General features: G+C 68.7%; 17 protein-coding genes and 1 pseudogene. 10 read left to right on the top strand and 8 right to left on the bottom strand.

The annotated features are described in order from the left end of the window. Window positions 1-12: 12 nt before the first annotated feature. On the bottom strand, window positions 13-924 hold the full coding sequence (locus tag BEMPMBAN_RS20555) for a TIGR01777 family oxidoreductase (RefSeq protein ID WP_159233106.1): 912 nt from the start codon (window positions 922-924) through the stop codon (window positions 13-15). Window positions 925-935: 11 nt separating this feature from the next. After that, window positions 936-2,735 (bottom strand): 2-oxoglutarate dehydrogenase, E2 component, dihydrolipoamide succinyltransferase, encoded by a 1,800-nt coding sequence (sucB, locus tag BEMPMBAN_RS20550; RefSeq protein WP_159233105.1) that lies wholly within the window; start codon window positions 2,733-2,735, stop codon window positions 936-938. A gap of 171 nt (window positions 2,736-2,906) precedes the next feature. On the opposite strand from sucB, the gene BEMPMBAN_RS20545 reads away from it, so the two are divergent. Together BEMPMBAN_RS20545 and BEMPMBAN_RS20540 are read left to right on the top strand one after the other, a co-directional pair. Further along, entirely contained in the window at window positions 2,907-3,263 is a 357-nt protein-coding gene (locus BEMPMBAN_RS20545; protein WP_159233104.1) for an oxidoreductase, read from the top strand. Between the two features lie 23 nt (window positions 3,264-3,286). After that, window positions 3,287-4,927: an SDR family oxidoreductase gene (locus BEMPMBAN_RS20540; RefSeq protein WP_159233103.1), complete on the top strand. Its 1,641-nt coding sequence runs from the start codon at window positions 3,287-3,289 to the stop codon at window positions 4,925-4,927. Between the two features lie 5 nt (window positions 4,928-4,932). Here the strand turns inward: BEMPMBAN_RS20540 and BEMPMBAN_RS20535 are convergent, their stop codons facing one another. Continuing rightward, complete coding sequence (locus BEMPMBAN_RS20535; RefSeq protein WP_159233102.1) at window positions 4,933-6,459, bottom strand: leucyl aminopeptidase; 1,527 nt, start codon at window positions 6,457-6,459, stop codon at window positions 4,933-4,935. 41 nt (window positions 6,460-6,500) lie between these two features. Between BEMPMBAN_RS20535 and gcvT the strand changes: the two genes are divergently transcribed. Further along, entirely contained in the window at window positions 6,501-7,598 is a 1,098-nt protein-coding gene (gene gcvT / locus BEMPMBAN_RS20530; protein ID WP_159233101.1) for a glycine cleavage system aminomethyltransferase GcvT, read from the top strand. Between the two features lie 32 nt (window positions 7,599-7,630). Beyond that, window positions 7,631-8,734 carry a branched-chain amino acid aminotransferase gene (locus tag BEMPMBAN_RS20525; RefSeq protein WP_159233100.1) on the top strand — a complete coding sequence of 368 codons (1,104 nt, stop codon included), beginning with the start codon at window positions 7,631-7,633 and terminating at the stop codon, window positions 8,732-8,734. A 19-nt stretch (window positions 8,735-8,753) separates the two neighbouring features. Here BEMPMBAN_RS20525 and BEMPMBAN_RS20520 read toward each other — a convergent pair whose 3' ends face one another. The 3 genes from BEMPMBAN_RS20520 to BEMPMBAN_RS20510 are packed head-to-tail and all read right to left on the bottom strand — an operon-like array spanning window position 8,754 to window position 11,214. Continuing rightward, entirely contained in the window at window positions 8,754-9,488 is a 735-nt protein-coding gene (locus BEMPMBAN_RS20520) for an adenosylcobinamide-GDP ribazoletransferase (protein WP_159233099.1), read from the bottom strand. Then, window positions 9,485-10,525, bottom strand: a complete 1,041-nt coding sequence (gene cobT, locus BEMPMBAN_RS20515) for a nicotinate-nucleotide--dimethylbenzimidazole phosphoribosyltransferase (RefSeq protein WP_159233098.1) — start codon at window positions 10,523-10,525, stop codon at window positions 9,485-9,487. Before cobT ends, BEMPMBAN_RS20520 begins: the two co-directional genes overlap by 4 nt. Further along, window positions 10,522-11,214, bottom strand: coding sequence for a DUF3043 domain-containing protein (locus tag BEMPMBAN_RS20510; protein WP_159233097.1), 693 nt, complete (start codon window positions 11,212-11,214; stop codon window positions 10,522-10,524). The genes cobT and BEMPMBAN_RS20510 overlap by 4 nt, the downstream gene beginning before the upstream one ends. An 82-nt stretch (window positions 11,215-11,296) precedes the next feature. Here BEMPMBAN_RS20510 and BEMPMBAN_RS20505 point away from each other — a divergent pair, with 82 nt between their 5' ends. Together BEMPMBAN_RS20505 and BEMPMBAN_RS20500 are read left to right on the top strand one after the other, a co-directional pair. Then, entirely contained in the window at window positions 11,297-12,370 is a 1,074-nt protein-coding gene (locus tag BEMPMBAN_RS20505) for a glycerate kinase family protein (protein ID WP_159233096.1), read from the top strand. Between the two features lie 136 nt (window positions 12,371-12,506). After that, window positions 12,507-12,893: a HesB/IscA family protein gene (locus BEMPMBAN_RS20500; protein WP_159233095.1), complete on the top strand. Its 387-nt coding sequence runs from the start codon at window positions 12,507-12,509 to the stop codon at window positions 12,891-12,893. A 24-nt stretch (window positions 12,894-12,917) separates the two neighbouring features. On the opposite strand, the gene BEMPMBAN_RS20495 is transcribed toward BEMPMBAN_RS20500, so the two are convergent. After that, entirely contained in the window at window positions 12,918-13,619 is a 702-nt protein-coding gene (locus BEMPMBAN_RS20495) for an Rv0361 family membrane protein (RefSeq protein WP_159233094.1), read from the bottom strand. A gap of 245 nt (window positions 13,620-13,864) precedes the next feature. Between BEMPMBAN_RS20495 and BEMPMBAN_RS20490 the strand changes: the two genes are divergently transcribed. After that, window positions 13,865-14,839, top strand: coding sequence for a carbohydrate kinase family protein (locus BEMPMBAN_RS20490; protein WP_159233093.1), 975 nt, complete (start codon window positions 13,865-13,867; stop codon window positions 14,837-14,839). Between the two features lie 4 nt (window positions 14,840-14,843). On the opposite strand, the gene asnB is transcribed toward BEMPMBAN_RS20490, so the two are convergent. Beyond that, a complete protein-coding gene (gene asnB, locus BEMPMBAN_RS20485) occupies window positions 14,844-16,784 on the bottom strand; it encodes an asparagine synthase (glutamine-hydrolyzing) (protein ID WP_159233092.1) in 1,941 nt (646 codons plus the stop codon). Between the two features lie 170 nt (window positions 16,785-16,954). Between asnB and ctaC the strand changes: the two genes are divergently transcribed. The 3 genes and pseudogenes from ctaC to BEMPMBAN_RS20470 all read left to right on the top strand — a co-directional run. Beyond that, window positions 16,955-17,992, top strand: coding sequence for an aa3-type cytochrome oxidase subunit II (ctaC, locus tag BEMPMBAN_RS20480; RefSeq protein WP_159233091.1), 1,038 nt, complete (start codon window positions 16,955-16,957; stop codon window positions 17,990-17,992). Window positions 17,993-18,000: 8 nt separating this feature from the next. Continuing rightward, complete coding sequence (locus BEMPMBAN_RS20475) at window positions 18,001-18,420, top strand: cytochrome c oxidase subunit 4 (RefSeq protein ID WP_159233090.1); 420 nt, start codon at window positions 18,001-18,003, stop codon at window positions 18,418-18,420. Window positions 18,421-18,603: 183 nt separating this feature from the next. Then, window positions 18,604-19,099 (top strand): annotated as a pseudogene (locus tag BEMPMBAN_RS20470) (hypothetical protein); the annotation flags it as partial.

The raw sequence follows: 19,099 nt of genomic DNA, 5'->3' as shown, positions 1-19,099 counted from the left end.
CGACGGTACTCCTCAGTGCCCTTTGGGCGCGGTGGCGAACGCCAGGGCCTCGCCGATGGTGTTGTGGCGGAACCGGAAACCGGCGCGCTCCAGTGCCGCGGGGATCGCGCGCTGGCCGCCCAACAGTCCCTCCTCGGCGAATTCTCCCAGCACCGCGCGCAGTGCGAAACCGGGAACCATCAACGGGGTCGGCCGGTTCACGGTCCGGCCGAGCGCGGTGGTGAACTCGGCGTTGGTGACCGGCGCGGGCCCGGTGAAATTGACCGGTCCGGACAGCTCGTCGTGGGTGATCGCGAACAGCAACGCACGCACCTGGTCCTCGAGGCTGATCCACGGCAGATACTGGCGACCATTGCCCAACCTCGCGCCGAGGCCCAGCAGGAACAGCGGCTTGAGCCGGCTCAGCATGCCCCCGGACGGAGCCATCACCAGCCCGGTGCGGGTCAGCACCACCCGCACACCCGCCTCTGCGGCTGGTGCGGTCGCGGCCTCCCAGTCCACTGTGAGCCTAGCCAGGAAATTGCTCCCCGGAGCGGCGGTCTCGTCCACCGAGTGGTTGCCGGTGTCGCCGTAGTAACCGACTGCGCTCGCGTTGATCAGCACGGGCACGCCGGCGTCGACGACGGCGTGGGACAACACCTCGGTCGGTCCGATCCGGCTGTCCCGCAGACTCTGCTTGAACGCTCCTGACCAGCGCTTCTCGCCGACGTTGACGCCGCACAGATTGACCACGGCGTCGACTCCGCCGAGCAGGCCGGGATCGAACTCGCCGGAAGCGGGATTCCAGTACAGCTCGTCGGCCGTCGCCGGGGTGCGCCGCACGATGCGCAGCACCCGGTGATCTGTGGCGCGCAGCGCATAAACCAGCGCGGTACCGATCAGACCGGAGGATCCGGCGATGGCGATGACCGAATCTGAGGGCATCGACACTGCTGCTACAGGCCCAGATCTGCCTCGAACGCGCCCTCTTCGAGACGACGTTTGATCGTGGTGACGAAGCGACCGGCGTCCGCGCCGTCGACCAGGCGGTGGTCATAGGTCAGCGGTAGGTAGCACACCGACCGCACACCGATCGACTCGTTGCCGAACTCGTCGACGATGACCCGTGGCCGCTTGACGATCGCCCCGGTGCCCAGCATCGCCGCTTGCGGCGGAACCAGGATCGGGGTGTCGAACAGGGCTCCCTGGCTGCCGATGTTGGTGATGGTGAACGTGCCGCCGGACAGTTCGTCGGGCTTGAGATCACCCGAACGTGCCCGCGCCGCGATGTCGGCGATCGCCCGGGCCAGCCCGCCCAGCGACAGGTCGCCGGCGTTCTTGATCACCGGCGACAGCAGACCCTGCTCGGTGTCCACCGCGAAGCCGAGGTGTTCGGCGTCGTAGTAGGTGATCTCCTTGGCGTCCTCGTTGTAGCTCGCGTTGACGTTGGGGTGGATCTTCAGCGCATCGATGACCGCCCTGGCGATGAACGGCAGGTAGGTGAGGTTGACACCTTCGCGCTCGGCGAACTTCGCCTTCGCCTTCGACCGCAGCGACACGATCTTGGTCATGTCGACTTCGTGCGTCTGGGTCAACTGGGCGGTCGCCTGCAGCGACTCGCGTGTCTTCTTCGCGGTGATCTGGCGGATCCGGTTGGCCTTCTGCGTGGTTCCGCGAAGGTGGGCCAGCGCGGCCTCGGGCGCAGGAGCCGTCGTCGACGACTTCGCGGGCGCTTCGGCGGCGGGTGCCGGCTTGTCCGTGTCGGTCGGGGCGTCTTTCGCAGCTTTCTTCTCGTCGGCTGCTGCGAGCACATCCTGCTTGCGGATGCGGCCACCCACCCCGGTGCCCTTGACCGCGGCGAGATCGACGTCGTTCTCGTTGGCCAGCTTGCGCACCAGCGGGGTGACGTACGGGCCGCTGTCGCTGCTCGACTCTTCCGCCGCAGCCGGTTTGGGCTCTGGCTTGGTTTCGGGCTCGGGCTTCGGTTCCGGCTTGGATTCCTTGGCCGGCTCGGGCTTGGACTCCTTCTCGGGCTCGGGCTCGGGCTCGGGCTCGGGCTCGGGCTCGGGTTCCGGTTCGGGTTCGGGCTCCGGCTCGTCGGAGCCGGCGGCATCCTCGTCGCCGATCTTGGCGAGCTCACCGCCGACCTCGACGGTGTCGTCCTCCTCGGCGGTGATCGACACCAGCGTGCCGGCCACCGGCGACGGGATCTCTGTGTCCACCTTGTCGGTGGACACCTCGACCAGCGGCTCGTCCACCTCGACGCTGTCGCCGACCTTCTTCAACCACCGGGTCACCGTTCCCTCGGTGACGGACTCGCCCAACTCGGGCATCAGCACCGGCGTCGCGGAACCTCCCGAACCCGACTTGCCCGACGACTTGGCCGCGGGCTTCGACTCGGGTTCGGGTTCCGGCTCGGGTTCCGGCTCGGGTTCCGGCTCGGGTTCCGGTTCGTCCTGGGCTTGGGCTTCGGCTTCGTCACCACCGCTGCCGTCGTCACCGCTGTCGCTGTCGTCGTCGGCATCGCCGATGACCGCCAGTTCGCCGCCGACCTCGACGGTGTCGTCCTCCTGGGCGACGATCTTCTTCAACACGCCCGCGGCCGGTGACGGAATCTCGGTGTCGACCTTGTCGGTCGACACCTCCAGCAAGGGCTCATCCGTCTCGACAGTGTCGCCCTCTTGCTTGAGCCAGCGGGTGACTGTCCCCTCGGTAACGCTCTCGCCGAGTGCGGGCATCTGAACGGAGATGGCCATATGTCGTGGCTCCCTTGCACGGTCAGTCGCAGGTCTTGAAGTGTCGCTTCCTATCCTGTCACGTCCACTGTCACGTTTCGCCGCGGACGGGGGTACTTCACTCTCTGGCACTATCGAAACGAGGCACGAAATCCAGCGAGCGCCCGGAAGCCGGGAAAGGAGCAACCCCAAGTGGGACTGTTCGACAAGCTTCGCCGTCGGCGTGGCGCAGGTCGCGCAGCGGCAAGCGATCCGGCGGCGGATCTTCGTTACCTGCAGCAATGGGTCGCCGAGCACATCGGCGTGGAGGCCTTCGTCGAACCGAAGACCACTGTCACCGAGGTGACCGTCGTGCTGGTGGCCGCTGATGGCGAATGGACCCGGCGCAAGGCCGGGGGAGACGCCGGGGCGCGCCGCCTGTCCGACCGGTTGAAGATCCCGGTGTACGACGTCCAGAAGGTGGGCTACCCGCAGCGGATGCGCGACTACGACGCGCGCCGGCGGATCCAGCGCAAGCGCGCCCAACGCGAGGAGCTGGAAGGCCGCTAGTAGTGTCCGCTCGCGGAGGTGTCATGACGCGGCGGTTTGTCGAGACCAGCGATGGTGTGCGTATCGCGGTCCACGAAGAAGGCAGTGCGAATGGGCCGACCCTGGTGCTGGCGCACGGGCATCCCGACACCCACCGCGTGTGGGATTCGGTGGTGCCACTGCTCGAGGCCAGGTACCGGATCATCCGCTACGACAACCGCGGCGCCGGCGATTCCACTGCCCCCAAAGCGACCTCGGCCTACACGATGCAACGTTTCGCCGATGACTTCGCCGCCGTCATCGACGACGTGTCCCCGGGCAGTGCCGTGCATGTCCTGGCCCACGACTGGGGCTCGACCGGGGTCTGGGAGTTCCTCACCCGACCCGGTTCCGCCGACCGGGTCGCGTCGCTGACCTCCGTCTCGGGGCCGAGCCACCATCACGTGAACCGCTACATCGTCGACACGCTGAGCCGGCCGTATCGCCCGCGGCGGTTCCTGCGGGGGCTGGGCCAGCTCGCCACGCTGGCGGCGGCGCTGCCCCGGTCGGTGCCGGTGAAGATGTACCGCGCCAACTTCGTGGGCACCGTCGCCGGCGCCCGGACAGCGCCTCGCGAGCTCAGCGTCGAGGTGCCGGTGCAGCTCATCGTCAACACCCTCGACCCCTACATCCGGCCGCACTTCTACGACGACGTCGCGGGCTGGGTGCCGCAGTTGTGGCGTCGCGACATCAAGGCCGGACACGGGTCACCCACCTCCCATCCGCAGGTGCTCGCACGATCGGTCGCTCAACTCGTCGACCATCTCGAAGGTGCTCCGGCCGCGCGGGAGCTGTTGCGGGCACAGGTCGGCCGCCTCCGTAAGCCATTCGGCGACATGCTGGTCTCGGTCACCGGCGCGGGTAGCGGCATCGGCCGTGAGACCGCGCTGGCGTTCGCCCGCGACGGCGCCGACGTGGTGATCAGTGATGTCGACCAACCCGCGCTCGACGAAACCGCCCGGCTGCTCGCCGCGGTCGGTGCGCAGGCGCCCAGCTACACCGTCGACGTCGCCGACGCGGCGGCGGTCGAGAACTTCGCCGAACGGGTGTGCACCGAGCACGGGGTGCCCGACATCGTGGTCAACAACGCGGGTGTGGGACACGCCGGATTCTTCCTCGACACCCCGGCCGAGGAGTTCGACCGGGTGCTCGACATCAACTTCGGCGGTGTGGTCAACGGCTGTAGGTCATTCGCCACACGCCTCGCCGAGCGCGGGACCGGAGGCCACATCGTCAACGTCGCGTCGATGGCGTCCTACACCCCGGTCAACGTGATGAACGCCTACTGCACATCCAAGGCGGCGGTCTACATGTTCTCCGATTGTCTACGTGCCGAACTGGATTCGGCCGGCATCGGGCTGACCACCATCTGTCCCGGCGTCATCGGGACCAACATCGTCGAGACCACCCGCTTCTCGCTACCGGAGGCCCGCAGCCACGACGCCGAGAAGGTCCGCGGCCGGGCACGGAGAGGATTCGGGGTGCGCCGGTACGGTCCGGAGAAGGTCGCCAAGGCCATCGTCGCCGCGGTGAAGTCGAACAAGGCGATCCGGCCGGTCACCCCGGAGGCGTACGTCCTCTACGGCCTCGCCCATGCGGCGCCGCCGGCGATGCGCAGCGGGGCGCGCGGCGGAAACGTCCTGTAGCGCCCTCAACCGTTCTCGCAGATGTCCTCGAGCACCGCGAACATGGTGCGCGTCGGCACCCCCGTTCCGCCTTTGGGGGTGTAGCCCCACGGCCCGCTGGAGTTGTACGCGGGGGCCGCGACGTCGATGTGCGCCCACTGGACGCCGTCAGCGACGAACTCCCGCAGATAGGTGCCCGCCACCAACATGCCGGCGTAGCGGGAGCCGCTGACATTGGCCAGATCGGCGACCGTCGACTTCAGGTCGTCCTTGAGCTCCTCGGGCAGCGGCATTGCCCAGCCGTTCTCGCCGACCCCCTGGGAGATCTCGGCGACGCGGTCACGGAACTCCTCGCTGCCCATCACCCCGGGGGTGCGGGTGCCCAACGCCACCGTCTGCGCGCCCGTCAGCGTCGAGGTCTCGATCAGGTAGTCGGGTCCGTCCTCACACGCCCGCACGATCGCGTCCGCCAGCACCAACCGGCCCTCCGCGTCGGTGTTGAGCACCTCGACGGTGATGCCGCCGTACTGGGTCAACACGTCCCCGGGGCGCTGGGCAGTGGACGAGGGCATGTTCTCGGCCATCGGCACGGTGGCGATCACGTCGACCGGCAGTTGCTGCCGTGCCGCCAGCACCACCGTCGCGATGACGGCCGCTGCGCCGCCCATGTCCGAGGTCATGTGGTGCATGTTCGCGGCCGGCTTGATCGAGATGCCGCCGGTGTCGAAGGTGATGCCCTTGCCGACCAGCGCGACCTTCTTCGGCTTCTTGCCCTTCCCGCCCTTGTGGGTCAGCCGCACCAGACGCGGTGGCCGTGACGAGCCCTTGCCGACTCCGACGACCCCGCCGTAGCCCTCCTTGGCGAGAGTCTTCTCGTCGAGCACTTCGACCTCCAGGCCGGACGCCTCACCCAAAGCCTTTGCCCGGTTGGCGAATTCGGCCGGGAAGAGGTGGCTGGGCGGGGTGTTCACAAAATCCCGCGCGATCGCGACAGCCGACGCGATCGCCTCCGCCCGGGCGGCGGTCTCCTTGGTCGGCGACTTCGTGTCCGGGGTCAGCGCCGTGATCTTGCGCAACCCCCGGTCTTTCGGAGCGGACTTGGCGCTGCGGAAGTCGGTGAACCGGTAGGCGCCCAGGATCAGCCCCTCGACCGCCGCCTCGAGATCGAGATCCGACAGCGTGGTGAAAACAGTCTCCACACCGGTCAGTGAGCGTGCAGCCACACCGGCAGCCCGCCGGATCGTCTCCGCCGACCAGCTGTCGCGGTTCTTGCCCAACCCGACCGCCAGCACACTGCTCACCGGCAGCGACGGCGCCACCACCCGGGTGACCTGTTCGGAGCCGCCCTTGGCGCCCAGCGCCTTGAGCGCCACCTCGATCGCGCCGACGGCCTCGGCGTCGAGGTACGGGCTGGCGACCACCTGAGCCTTCGCCTCCTCGTCGTCACCGGCGGTGACGACCGGCACGATCAGGACCGAAGAATCGACGTTGCGCTTGGGCAGGGCGGTCGCGACGGCGACGGAGGGGGGCTGGTAACCCGCTGGAGTGCTCACGGGGATTCACCCTAACCACTGGGCTACTAGTGTGGTTCGGCGTGAGTGACAACCTGCTGGCCGGCCCCCTGGAGAACCGTCACCGCGAACTCGGCGCGAGCTTCGCCGAGTTCGGCGGCTGGCTGATGCCCGTGTCCTACGCCGGCACCGTCGCCGAACACAACGCCACTCGCAGCGCGGTGGGTCTGTTCGACGTCAGCCACCTCGGAAAAGCGCTGGTGAAAGGTCCGGGGGCGGCGGAGTTCGTCAACTCCGCGTTCACCAACGACCTGCGCCGTATCGGGCCGGGCAAGGCGCAGTACACGCTGTGCTGCACCGACTCGGGCGGCGTGATCGACGATCTGATCGCCTACTACGTCTCCGACGACGAGATCTTCCTGGTCCCCAACGCCGCCAACACCGCCGCCGTGGTCGCCGCGCTGGCCGAGCGCGCGCCCGACGGCGTCACCGTCACCGACGAGCACCGCTCACGCGCCGTTCTGGCCGTGCAGGGGCCCAGGTCGGCCGAGGTTGTCGGCGGGCTCGGGCTGCCCACCGACATGGACTACATGGGCTATGCCGACGCGGTGTTCGGCGGGGTCGACGTCCGGGTGTGCCGCACCGGTTACACCGGCGAGCACGGCTACGAGTTGCTGCCGGACTGGGATCAGGCGGCGGTGGTGTTCGACGCGCTGGTCGAGGCCGTCACCGCGGCCGGCGGCCAGCCTGCCGGGCTGGGAGCGCGCGACACGCTGCGCACCGAGATGGGCTATCCGCTGCACGGCCACGAGCTGTCACTGGACATCTCCCCGCTGCAGGCGCGCTGCGGTTGGGCAGTCGGGTGGAAGAAGGATGCGTTCTGGGGCCGCGACGCGCTGCTGGCGGAGAAGGAAGCCGGTCCACGACGGACACTGCGGGGTCTGCGGGCACTCGGGCGGGGCGTGCTGCGCGGCGACCAGACGGTTCTCGACGGGCAGACGCCGATCGGCATCACCACGTCGGGAACCTTTTCTCCGACACTGAAAGTCGGCATCGCGCTCGCTCTGATCGACACCGCAGCCGGGATCGCCGACGGTCAACGGGTCGCCGTCGACGTGCGCGGACGGATGATCGAATGCGAAGTCGTCAAGCCGCCGTTCGTCGACACCCGGACCCGCTAAATCCGCTGGCCCCCGGTTATACAATCGCTTTCATGACTGAAGGCCTCGAGTTCACCGTCGATCGCAATGCGACTCCGGCGAGCGATGAGGTACGTGCCGAGATCCTGGCCAGCCCGGGTTTCGGGAAGTTCCACACCGACCACATGGTGTCGGTCGCCTACAGCGCCGACCGTGGGTGGCACGACCGGCAGGTGCTTCCGTACGGACCCATCGAATTGGATCCGTCGGCCATCGTCCTGCACTACGCGCAGGAGGTTTTCGAGGGGCTGAAGGCCTACCGCTGGGGCGATGGATCCATCGTCTCGTTCCGTCCCGAAGCCAATGCCGCCCGGTTGCGGAGATCGGCGCGCCGGCTTGCCATCCCCGAGCTGCCGGAGGAGTTGTTCATCGAGTCGCTGCGGCAGCTGATCGCGGTCGACGCCGCCTGGGTGCCGCCCGCGGGCGGTGAGGAATCGCTCTATCTGCGGCCGTTCATCTTCGCCACCGAACCCGGGCTGGGGGTCCGGCCGGCCAACGAATACCGCTACCTGGTTCTCGGCTCACCCGCGGGTGCCTACTTCCCGCGGGGTATCAAGCCCGTCAGCGTGTGGTTGTCCACCGAGTACGTGCGGGCCAGCCCCGGCGGCACCGGCGCGGCGAAGTTCGGCGGCAACTACGCCGCCTCGCTGCTGGCGCAGGCCGAAGCAGCCGAGCAGGGGTGTGACCAGGTGGTGTGGCTGGACGCGACCGAACGCCGCTACGTCGAGGAAATGGGTGGGATGAACCTGTTCTTCGTGTTCGGCAGCGGCGGCACCGCCCGGCTGGTCACCCCGGAGCTGTCCGGTTCGCTGTTGCCCGGTATCACCCGGGACTCGCTGCTGCAGTTGGCAACTGACGCGGGCTTCGCGGTCGAGGAACGCAAGATCGACGTCGACGAATGGCAGAAGAAGGCCGCCGCCGGTGAGATCACCGAGGTGTTCGCGTGCGGCACCGCCGCCGTCATCACCCCGGTGTCGCACGTCAAGCACACCGAAGGCGAGTTCACCGTCGCCGATGGTGAGCCCGGGGAGATCACCATGGCGCTGCGCGACACGTTGACCGGTATCCAGCGGGGCACCTTCGCCGACACGCACGGGTGGATGGCCACGCTCTCCTAGGCGAGGTCCCAGAGAGGTCCTAGCCGCCGATCGCCAATCCGACGGCGGCGACCGTCGTCGTCACCTCCACAGCGGCCCCCAGCACGTCACCGGTGACACCGCCGAACCGCCGCACGCAGTGCGCCACCAGCGCGGCGCTGCACCCGAGCGCGATCAGCACCACCAGCGGTCCCTGCCACAGCTGCGCACCCACCGGGACCGCCAGGCCGGCGACCGCGCACACCCACGCGGCCACCACCCACGCCGGCTGGGTACCGGCCACCTGCCCGCCCAGGGCGCTGCCCTGCGCCGCCGGGACCGAGCGGCGGCACGCGGCGACCGCTGCGACCCGACCCGCCAGGACAGCGACGAACACCGCCGGCCAGTGGGTCTGGGCGAAGGCCAGGGACTGCACGACGATCGTCACCGTCACCGCCGCAACGCCGAACGGCCCCGCCGAACCGTCGCGCATCACCGCCAGCGCGCGTTCCGGCGGGCCGTAACAACCCAGCGCGTCGGCGGTGTCGGACAGGCCGTCGATATGCAGTCCGCGGGTGGCCACCAGCAGCACCGCCACCGCCAGTGCACCGGCCAGCGCGCTGCCCGCACCGAAGGCCTGCGTGCCCGTCCACAGCACGGCAGCGGCCAGTGCCCCCAGAGCGGCCCCGGCGATCGGCAGCGCGGTCATCACGCCGCGGCCGATGTGCACCCGGCGGGCGGCCGGCGTCGGTAGAACCGTCGCGAACGCGAAAGCGCCTGCGACAGAACCGATCATGCGTCTATTCCGGCTTCCTCGAAGGTCGCCATCGATGCCAGCGTGCCGACGGCGGCGCGCAGCACGGGCAGCGCGACCAGCGCGCCGGTGCCCTCGCCCAGCCGCATCCCGAGCTCGACGATGGGCTCTAGGTCCAGATCGCGCAGGGCCAGCGAATGCGCCGGCTCGGTGGATCGGTGCCCGGCCTGCCACCACTGCCTGGCCCCGGGCGCCAGGCGTTCGGCCGCCAGTGCGGCAGCGGTCACCACGACGCCGTCGAGCAGCACCGGGGTGCGCCGGACCGCGGCCTGAGCGCAGAATCCGGTCATCGCCGCCAGGTCGGCGCCGGCGCAGATCCGCAGCAACGCAATCGGATCCGCAGTGATCCGACGTGTCCGGTACAGCGCGTCGCGAACAGCGGACGTCTTGCGCGCCCAGCCGGCGTCGTCGATGCCGGTGCCCCTGCCCACCGCTGCGACCGGTTCGGTGTCGGTCAGCGCGGCCACCAAGGTGGTCGCCGGGGTGGTGTTGCCGATGCCCATATCGCCGGCGATCAGCAGATCCGCACCGGCGTCGACCTCCTCGTCGGCGATCCGGCGGCCCGCCTCGATGGCCTCGACCACCTCGGTCGGCGACAAGGCGTCCTCGACGGCGATGTTGCCGCTGCCGCGGCGGACCCGGTGAACGCCGATCGCCGGCGACAACGGGTCTGCGGTGTCCACGGCGATGTCGACGACCCGGACGCCGGCGCCGGCCAACGTCGCGAGCACATTCACCGCGGCACCACCGGCATCGATGTTCGCCACCATCGCCGCGGTCACCTCGGCCGGGTATGCGGACACGCCCGCGGCCGTCACGCCGTGATCGCCGGCGAACACCACGACCCGGGCGCGCTGGAACTGTCGCGGGGGGCATTCGCCCTGGCAGGCGGCCACCCACGCAGCCAGCTCTTCCAGCCGGCCCAGCGAGCCCCGCGGTTTGGTCAACCGGGTCTGCCGCTGCCGCGCGGCAGCCGCGGTGTCGGCGTCGGGCGCGGGTACGGCGGGGAAGTACGTCACACGACGCGGTCGCCGCGCTCGACCTGAGGTCGCGGCGCGCGCATCCGACGCAGCTGCGAGGCCCGGCTGGAGGCGTAGAATCCCAGCTTCCACCCCGTCTCGGTGTTGTCCGGGAACTTCTCGTCCGCCAGACGGTTGACCTTGCGGCCCAGCACGAAGCCGTCGATCACCATCACCAGTACCAGCACCAGCATCGCGGGCGACAGCATCTGCTGCACCTGCACCGACGGCACCGCCAGCATCACGAAGATCAGACCGAGCGCCGCCGGCATGAACAAACCGAGCAGATTGCGCCGGGAGTCGACCACATCGCGCACATAACGCCGGACCTCGCCGCGGTCGCGCGGCAACAGGTAGGCGTCCTCGCCCGCCATCATCTTCTCGCGGCGCCGAGACATCTCCGACCGCCGCTCGGCGCGCTGCGTCTTCTTCTCCTCGCGAGACAACTTCGGCCCACCCAGTTCCTTGCGGCGCCGCCGGGCTTCGGCCGCGGTCAACGGCGCGGGCGCGACCGGGCCGCGCTTGCGGCTCGCGTCGCTGCGCTTGGGTGTCGGCTTGCCCTTGGGGGGCGTCGTGACGCGCTGGCCGGACGTGCCGGCCGGCGTGCCGTCGGCACGGTCTCCGGAGACGCCCTTGTGAGCGTCTCCCGACCCCTCGGAGTCGTCTTTTTTGCGGCCCAGCAGTTTCACACTGCCAGGTTACTTCTCGGGCCGCGGACGCAAGCACCCCGTCCGGGCTGCGGCTCGTCCGCCGACGTCATAGTCTGCGGTCATGGCGGGCTTGAACGTGCTGATCGCGCCGGACTGCTTCGGCGACAGCCTGACCGCCGTGGAAGCGGCTCGATTCATCGCCCAGGGCTGGGGTGCATCGCGCCCCGAAGACCGGCTCACCCTGGCCCCGCAGTCCGACGGCGGACCGGGCTTCGTGGAGGTGCTTGCCAGTCGCCTCGGCCAGGTGCACACCCAACGGGTGAGCGGGCCACTGGACGAGGAGGTCGAGGCCCAGTGGGTGCTCGATGCCGCACCGTCGGTGCATCCGGTGACCGCATACATCGAGTGTGCGCAGGCGTGCGGCCTCGCGCTGCTGGGCGGCCCGCCGACAGTGCAGACGGCGCTGGCCGCGCACAGCAGGGGAGTGGGTCAGCTCATCGCCGCCGCGCGGGCGGCCGGCGCCGAGCGCATCGTCGTCGGCCTCGGTGGCAGCGGCTGCACCGACGGCGGTCGCTGCATGGTCGAGGCGCTGGGCGGGCTGACCGCAGCGCAGACGCTGCTCGACGGCGTCGAACTGATCGCGGCCAGCGACGTCGAACACCCCCTCCTCGGCCCGATGGGCGCCGCGGCCGTGTTCGGGCCGCAGAAGGGTGCCGACCCGGACACCGTCGCGGTGCTCGAGGAACGTCTCAGCCGGTGGGCCGAGGAACTCAACGCCGCCGCGGGCCGAAACGTCAGCGACGAGGCCGGCGCCGGTGCCGCTGGGGGCATCGGCGCGGCACTGATCGCCCTGGGCGGTCGACGCGAGTCCGGAGCGGCGATCATCGCCGAACACACCGCCCTGCACGACGATGTCGCCACCGCCGACCTGGTCATCACCGGTGAGGGACGCTTCGACGACCAGTCGCTGCACGGCAAGGTCGTCAGCGCGCTGGCCGGCGGCGCCGCAGCCAGACGGACCCCGGTGCTGGTGCTGGCAGGCCAGGTCACGCTGGATCCGGCCGCGCTGCAGGCCGCCGGGATCACGGCCGCGTACTCCATCACCGACCACGCCGGGTCCGTGCAACGCGCGATCGAGGATGCGGCCAACCAGCTCACCGGGCTGACCACCGCGGTCGCGGCGGCGTATCCGTGACGTCCCCGCAGGTGGGGCGCGGACCTGGTGACAGATGGGGAATACCCGCGGAACAAGGTACCGTTGACACAGTGGAGCTATCCCCCTTGCATGGGTAGGAGGGCCTTCACCCACAAACATCCACACAGGAGATTCCATGACTGTTCAGGACGAGTCGGCAGTGCAGACAGACCCACAGGCCGAGTCAGCCACCGACGCCCACGGCGTGATCCTGACGGATGCCGCAGCGGCGAAAGCCAAGGCACTGTTGGACCAGGAGGGTCGCGACGACCTGGCGCTGCGTATCGCCGTACAGCCGGGCGGGTGCGCTGGGCTGCGCTACAACCTGTTCTTCGACGACCGCACCCTCGACGGGGATCTGACGGTCGAGTTCGGCGGTATCGCCCTCACCGTGGACCGGATGAGTGCCCCCTACGTGCAGGGCGCCAGCATCGATTTTGTCGACACCATCGAGAAGCAGGGCTTCACGATCGACAACCCGAACGCCAGCGGGTCCTGCGCCTGCGGCGATTCGTTCAACTGATCCCAGCGCCGCCGCGGTAGCCGGTCAGTACTGACCGGCTGTCCGCGGCAGGTAGGAACACACCAGGATCTCGTTGTCCAGTGACAACAACTGGGCGATGGCCTGTTCCTCGCCGTCCTCGGGCTGTGAGCCCCTGGCGTTGCGCGCCGGCTCCACCTCCATCGTGAAGAGCACCTGGGCCTGCATCGGCGACCACCGCACCATCTTGTCGATCGAGATCACTTCGGCGACGCTGTACTGCTTGCGGAAGGCTTCACTGGACAGGCTGGCGAGCGCGAGGTCGGCGCGGCGCTCCTTGGCGGCGTCGAACAGCCCGCACAGCGTGTGGCGGGCCACCGTCTCGTCGTCGCCGTCGGACAGCGCGTCCAGGTACTCCTGGATCGCGGCCTGTGCTGAGGCCTCGGTCAGCTGCCCACCCGAGGTTTCCTCGGCGCGCCCGCCGGTCAGCGTCACCACCGCGACCACACCGACGACGACGGCGACCAGCAGCACCGCCACGGCGGCGATGATCCATTTGCGGCGCCTGCGGGGCGGATACTGCACCGGCGGCGGCAGCATCCCCGGATAGGTGGCGTTGATGCCGCCGTCGGGATAGGGCTGCGTCTGGCCCGGAGGGGGATGGCCGGCCATGGGCGGGTACTGCTGCACAAACGAGTCCGGGTACCCGGGTTGTGACTGCCGCCCGACCGGTCCAGCGCCGTATTGGGGCGGATACGGACCAGTCATGTACTTGCTCCCAGGAATGTCGGATTCGGATGTCGAACGGAGTCTGTGCCGTCTCATTGCCCTCGGGGGGCGCGGCAGGCACCTGTAGGCAGGTTAGCGCAACGGATCGAGGTACCCCGGTGCCGTGACAGCCGACCACGGGGCCGACGGAGCGTGCCTGCCATGGTCGACACTAGGGTGAACGACGTTCGTCTGTGCGGCTCGTCCAGCCCGCGCAGGGTGATGACCATGAAGGGTGGAATTGCGTGACCATTGCGGTGACCGGATCGATCGCGACCGATCATTTGATGCGATTCCCGGGGCGGTTCTCCGAGCAGCTCCTCGCCGACCACCTGCAGAAGGTGTCGCTGAGCTTCCTCGTCGACGACCTGGTGGTGCACCGCGGCGGCGTCGCGGGGAACATGGCGTTCGCGATGGGCGTGCTCGGCGGTGACCCCGTTTTGGTGGGGGCCGTCGGCAGAGACTTCGACGACTACCGCGGATGGCTCACCTCGCACGGCGTGAACTGCGAGGAGGTGCGGGTCTCCGAGTCGGCATACACGGCGAGGTTCGTGTGCACCACTGACGACGACATGGCCCAGATCGCCTCGTTCTATCCGGGAGCGATGTCGGAGGCCCGCAACATCAAGCTCGCCGACATGCTCGAGCGGACCGGATCGCCGAGCCTGACCATCATCGGCGCCAACGATCCGGACGCGATGTTCCTCCACACCGAGGAATGCCGGTCGCTCGGACTGCCGTTCGCCGCGGACCCGAGCCAGCAGTTGGCCCGGCTGTCGGGTGAGGAGATCCGCCGGTTGATCGACGGCGCCACCTACCTGTTCACCAACGACTACGAATGGGATCTGCTGCTGCAGAAATCCGGGTGGTCGGAGGCCGAGGTGATGAAGCAGATCCAGATGCGGATCACCACGCTGGGTGAGAAGGGCGTCGATCTGGTCGGCCGCGACGGCACGTTCATCCACGTCGACGTGGTGCCCGAGACCCACAAGCAGGATCCCACCGGCATCGGTGATGCATTCCGCGCCGGGTTCCTCACCGGTCGCGACGCCGGGTTGTCACTGGAGCGGTCGGCTCAGCTGGCGTGCCTGGTGGCGACCCTCGTACTCGAAGCGCCGGGCCCCCAGGAGTGGTCCTGGGACCGCGACGCCGCGGTGGCGCGGCTGAGCGACGCCTACGGCGCCGACGCGGGCCGGGAGATCGCCGAGGCGCTCGGCTGACCGGTCAGAGCTGCACCGGGTAGACCGGTTCGCTGATCTGCGGGGTGAGGCTCTTCTCCACGAAGACGGCGTGCCACAGCAGGAAGATCAGCACGGTCCACAGTCTGCGACTGTGATCGGTTGTCCCGCGGCGGTGTTCGTCGAGCATCAACCGGACCGCGGTCAGGTCGATCAGGTCGCCGGCGGCGGACCCGCCGATCATCTCGTGCGCCCAGTCCAGCAGTTCGCCTGCGCGCAGCCAATGCCGGATCGGTACCGGGAAGCCGAGCTTCGGACGATTGAGGACATGTGCGGGCACGACGGGCTCCAGCGCCCGCCGCAGTGCGTACTTGGTGGTGGTCCGGGTGATCTTCTGGTCGTACGGCAGCCGCGACGCCACCGCGAAGACCTCGGGGTCCAAAAATGGCACCCGCAGTTCCAGGGAATTGGCCATCGTCATCTTGTCGGCCTTGACCAGGATGTCGCCGCGTAACCAGGTGAACAGGTCGATGTGTTGCATGCGGGCCACCGGATCCCAACCCTGTGACTGGGTGTAGAGCGGCGCGGTGACGTCGGTGTGGGTCCAGTCTTCGCGGAACCGGGGCAACACCGCCCGCAGTTGTTCGTCGGAGAAGCTGCGCGCATTGCCGTAGTAGCGCTCCTCGAGGGTCAGCGACCCCCGGTGCAGCAGGCTCTTGCCGCGCATGCCCTCCGGCAGCGGCGCAGCCATCTTCCCGACGGACTTGCGCAGGCCCGGCGGCAGGTAGTCGAACGGCTTGAGCGACAGCGGCTCCCGGTAGATCGTGTAGCCGCCGAACAGCTCGTCGGCGCCTTCGCCGGAGAGCACGACCTTGACGTGTTTGCGCGCCTCCCGGGCGATGAAGAACAGCGGCACCAGCGCCGGGTCGGCGACGGGTTCATCCAGGTACCAGACGATCTCGGGCAGCGCGGCGACGAACTCGGCCTGACTGACGACCTTGGTGACATGGCGGGCGCCGATCGCCTCTGCGGAGGCGACGGCCACATCGATTTCCGAGAATCCTTCGCGTTCGAAGCCCGTGGTGAACGTGATCAACCTCGGGTTGTGCCGCATCGCCAGCGCGGCGATGGCCGTCGAATCGATCCCGCCGGACAGGAACGCTCCGACTGTCACGTCGGCGCGCATGTGCTTGGCGACCGAGTCCTCGAGCGCCGCGGTGATCTCGTCGTAGCGGCGTTGCGCTGCGTCGGGAGAGGACGAGGGGAACGGCACGGCATCGAAGCGGGGGGTGAAGTACCGGGTGACTTCGGGTTGGCCGCCGGGACGGATCCGCGCATAGCTGCCCGACTCCAGCCGCTGAACGCCCCGGTGCAGTGTCTCGGGCTCGGGTACGTACTGCAGCACCGTGTAGTGCTGCACCGCGCGGTCGTCGATGCCGAGGTCGAGTCCCAGCTGGCCGGCCACATCGAGAAGGCACTTCTTCTCACTGCCCACGGCGGTGCCGCCGGGTCCGGTGGCCATGAACAGGGGTTTGATGCCGAACGGATCACGTGCGCAGAACAACTCCTGCTCGACGTCGTCCCACAGCGCGAACGCGAACATGCCCCGCAGTCGCGTCAGCGCCTCGGTGCCCCAGTAGTGGTAGGCGGCCAGGATCGCCTCACCGTCGCCGTCGGTGCGGAAGACCGCCCCGTGCTCGGACCGCAGGGCGTCACGCAGCTCCAGATAGTTGTAGATCTCGCCGTTGAAGACCAGGACGTAGCGGTCGGGCTGGCCGTCGGGGCCCCACCGCAGCGGCTGGTGGCTGTGGGCGATGTCGATGATCGACAGCCGGTTGAAACCGAGCACCACCCGGCCGTCGTGCCAGGTTCCCGGCTCGTCCGGTCCCCGGTGGCGCATCAGGGAGGCGGCGCCGGACACCGCGTCGACGAGGGTGGGGGAGACCTCATCGGAGGAATCGGTTACCAGCGCCAGCAGTCCGCACACCGCGCCAGTATGCCTAATCGAGCAGGCTCCCCGGGACCGGCACCGGACACATTCCCCGGTCGCTTCGCTCGACCCAAGTGGGGTGGTCTACGCTGCGTAGTATTCAGTGCAGTCGTCTGACCGCCGGGCGGTCGACCGACTGCCCCGATGACTTTCAAGGAGGCGCCAACGTGTCCGCTCGCGGCCTGAAGTTGGTGGCATTGTCCGTGCTCCTGGGAGGGACGACCGTCCTGCTCAGCGGGTGCAGCTGGTCCGAGGTTCTCGGTCTCGGCTGGCCCCGGGGTATCACCCCGGAGGCGCACCTGAACCGGGAACTGTGGATCGGATCACTGATCGCCGCGCTGGTCGTGGGTGCGATCGTCTACGTCCTGTTGTTCTGGACGGTGGTGTTCCACCGGAAGAAGAAGGACGACACGGAGCTGCCTCGGCAATTCGGCTACAACATGCCGCTGGAACTGGCGCTGACCGTGACCCCGTTCCTGATCATCTCGGTGCTGTTCTACTTCACCGTCGTGGTGCAGGAGCGGATGCTGCACAAGGAGCCCAACCCCGAGGTCGTCATCGACGTCACCGCCTTCCAGTGGAACTGGAAGTTCGGTTACCAGAAGGTCGAGTTCCTCGACGGCACCTACAGCTACGAGGGCGCTCAGGACGAGCGCAAACAAGCCATGGCGGCCGCCCCCGAAGGCGGCGACGACGGCCATGGCGGGGGCCAGGTCGGCGCGATCGGCGGGGTCAGCCCGGAGGATCGCAGCTACCTCAACTTCAACGAGGTCGAGACGCTGGGCTCGTCCAACGAGATCCCGGTGCTGGTGGTGCCCGCGGGCAAGAGGATCGAGTTCCAGATCGCCTCGTCCGACGTGATCCACGGCTTCTGGGTACCGGAGTTCCTGTTCAAGCGCGACGTGTTGCCGAACCCGGCGGAGAACAACTCCGACAACGTCTTCCAGGTCAGCGAGATCGACCAGACCGGTGCGTTCGTCGGCCGGTGCACCGAGATGTGCGGCACCTACCACTCGATGATGAACTTCGAGCTGCGCGTGGTGGAACCCAATGACTTCAAGGCCTATCTCGGGCAGCGCCTGGCCGGTATGACCAACGCCGAGGCGCTCCAGTCGATCGGACAGCCGCCGCTGGCCGTCACCACCGAACCGTTCGACACCCGCCGCGGAGAACAGGCGCCGCAGATCCCCCAGGCGAGCAGGTAGGACAGCACATGCATATCGAAGCCCGGTTGTTCGAGTTCCTCACCGCGTTCTTCGCCCTGTCGTCGGTCCTCTACGCCGTTCTGACAGCGATGTTCGCCCCCGGCGGTGTCGAGTGGGCGGGGACCACCGCGCTCGTGTTGACCACCGGTCTGACGTTGATCATCGGTACGTTCTTCCGGTTCGTCGCACGTCGCCTCGACACCCGGCCGGAGGACTACGAAGACGCCGAGATCGCCGACGGTGCGGGTGAACTGGGCTTTTACCCGCCGCACAGCTGGTGGCCGATCTTCATCGCCCTCTCGGCGTCGATCACCGCGGTCGGCATGGCGATGTGGCTTCCGTGGCTGATCGTCGCGGGCGTCTGTTTTGTCCTGGCCACGGTGTGCGGCCTGGTCTTCGAGTACCACACGGGGCCCGAGAAGCACTGAGTCGCGCTCCTCGGCGTTGTACTCGGTGTCTCGGGCGGAAGGTCACAATCCGGGCATGAGTTGGCCCGCTGACCCCGTTGGGCGTCCGATCCGGGTGTCTCCGTTGGGTAGTGTTGCCCAGGCGCCGTGGGCCGTTGACGGCACCATCGGCGGTGGAGCAGCAGTCGAGAAGGATAGGCGTAGATGAGCGGGCCGAATCCCCCGGGACGGGACTCTGGCGGTCCGGAACTCCCAGGTGAGGAGCCGGGCGGCCGGCACTCCGCGGATGAATCCAGCCGGGAGGCACCCGATGCCTCTTCGGACGGTGGACCCGTTTCCGGTCCCACCGACACCGGTCAGACCGATCACTACTCCCAGGCGTATTCGGCGCCGGAGTCCGAACAGTTCGTCAGCGCGCCGTACCTGCCTGCGGACGCGGCGCTCTACGACTATGACAGCTACGACCCTGATGTCGATCCCGGTGAGCCGCAAGCGCCGCCGCGCTGGCCATGGGTGGTCGGTGTCGTCGCGATCATCGCAGCGGTCGCGCTGGTCGTCTCGGTGTCGGTACTGGTGACCCGGACCGGCACCGACAATCTGGCGACGCCCGAGACGACGACCCGGTCGGCACCGCCGGTGCAGGATGAATTCACCACGACCACCGCGCCCCCACCGCCGCCGCCGGAAGAGCCGCCGCCAC

The sequence above is a fragment of the Mycolicibacterium austroafricanum genome (assembly GCF_902705885.1).
In the GTDB taxonomy this organism is placed as follows: Bacteria; Actinomycetota; Actinomycetes; order Mycobacteriales; family Mycobacteriaceae; genus Mycobacterium; species Mycobacterium vanbaalenii_A.
This window is presented reverse-complemented; position numbering and strand designations above follow the sequence as displayed.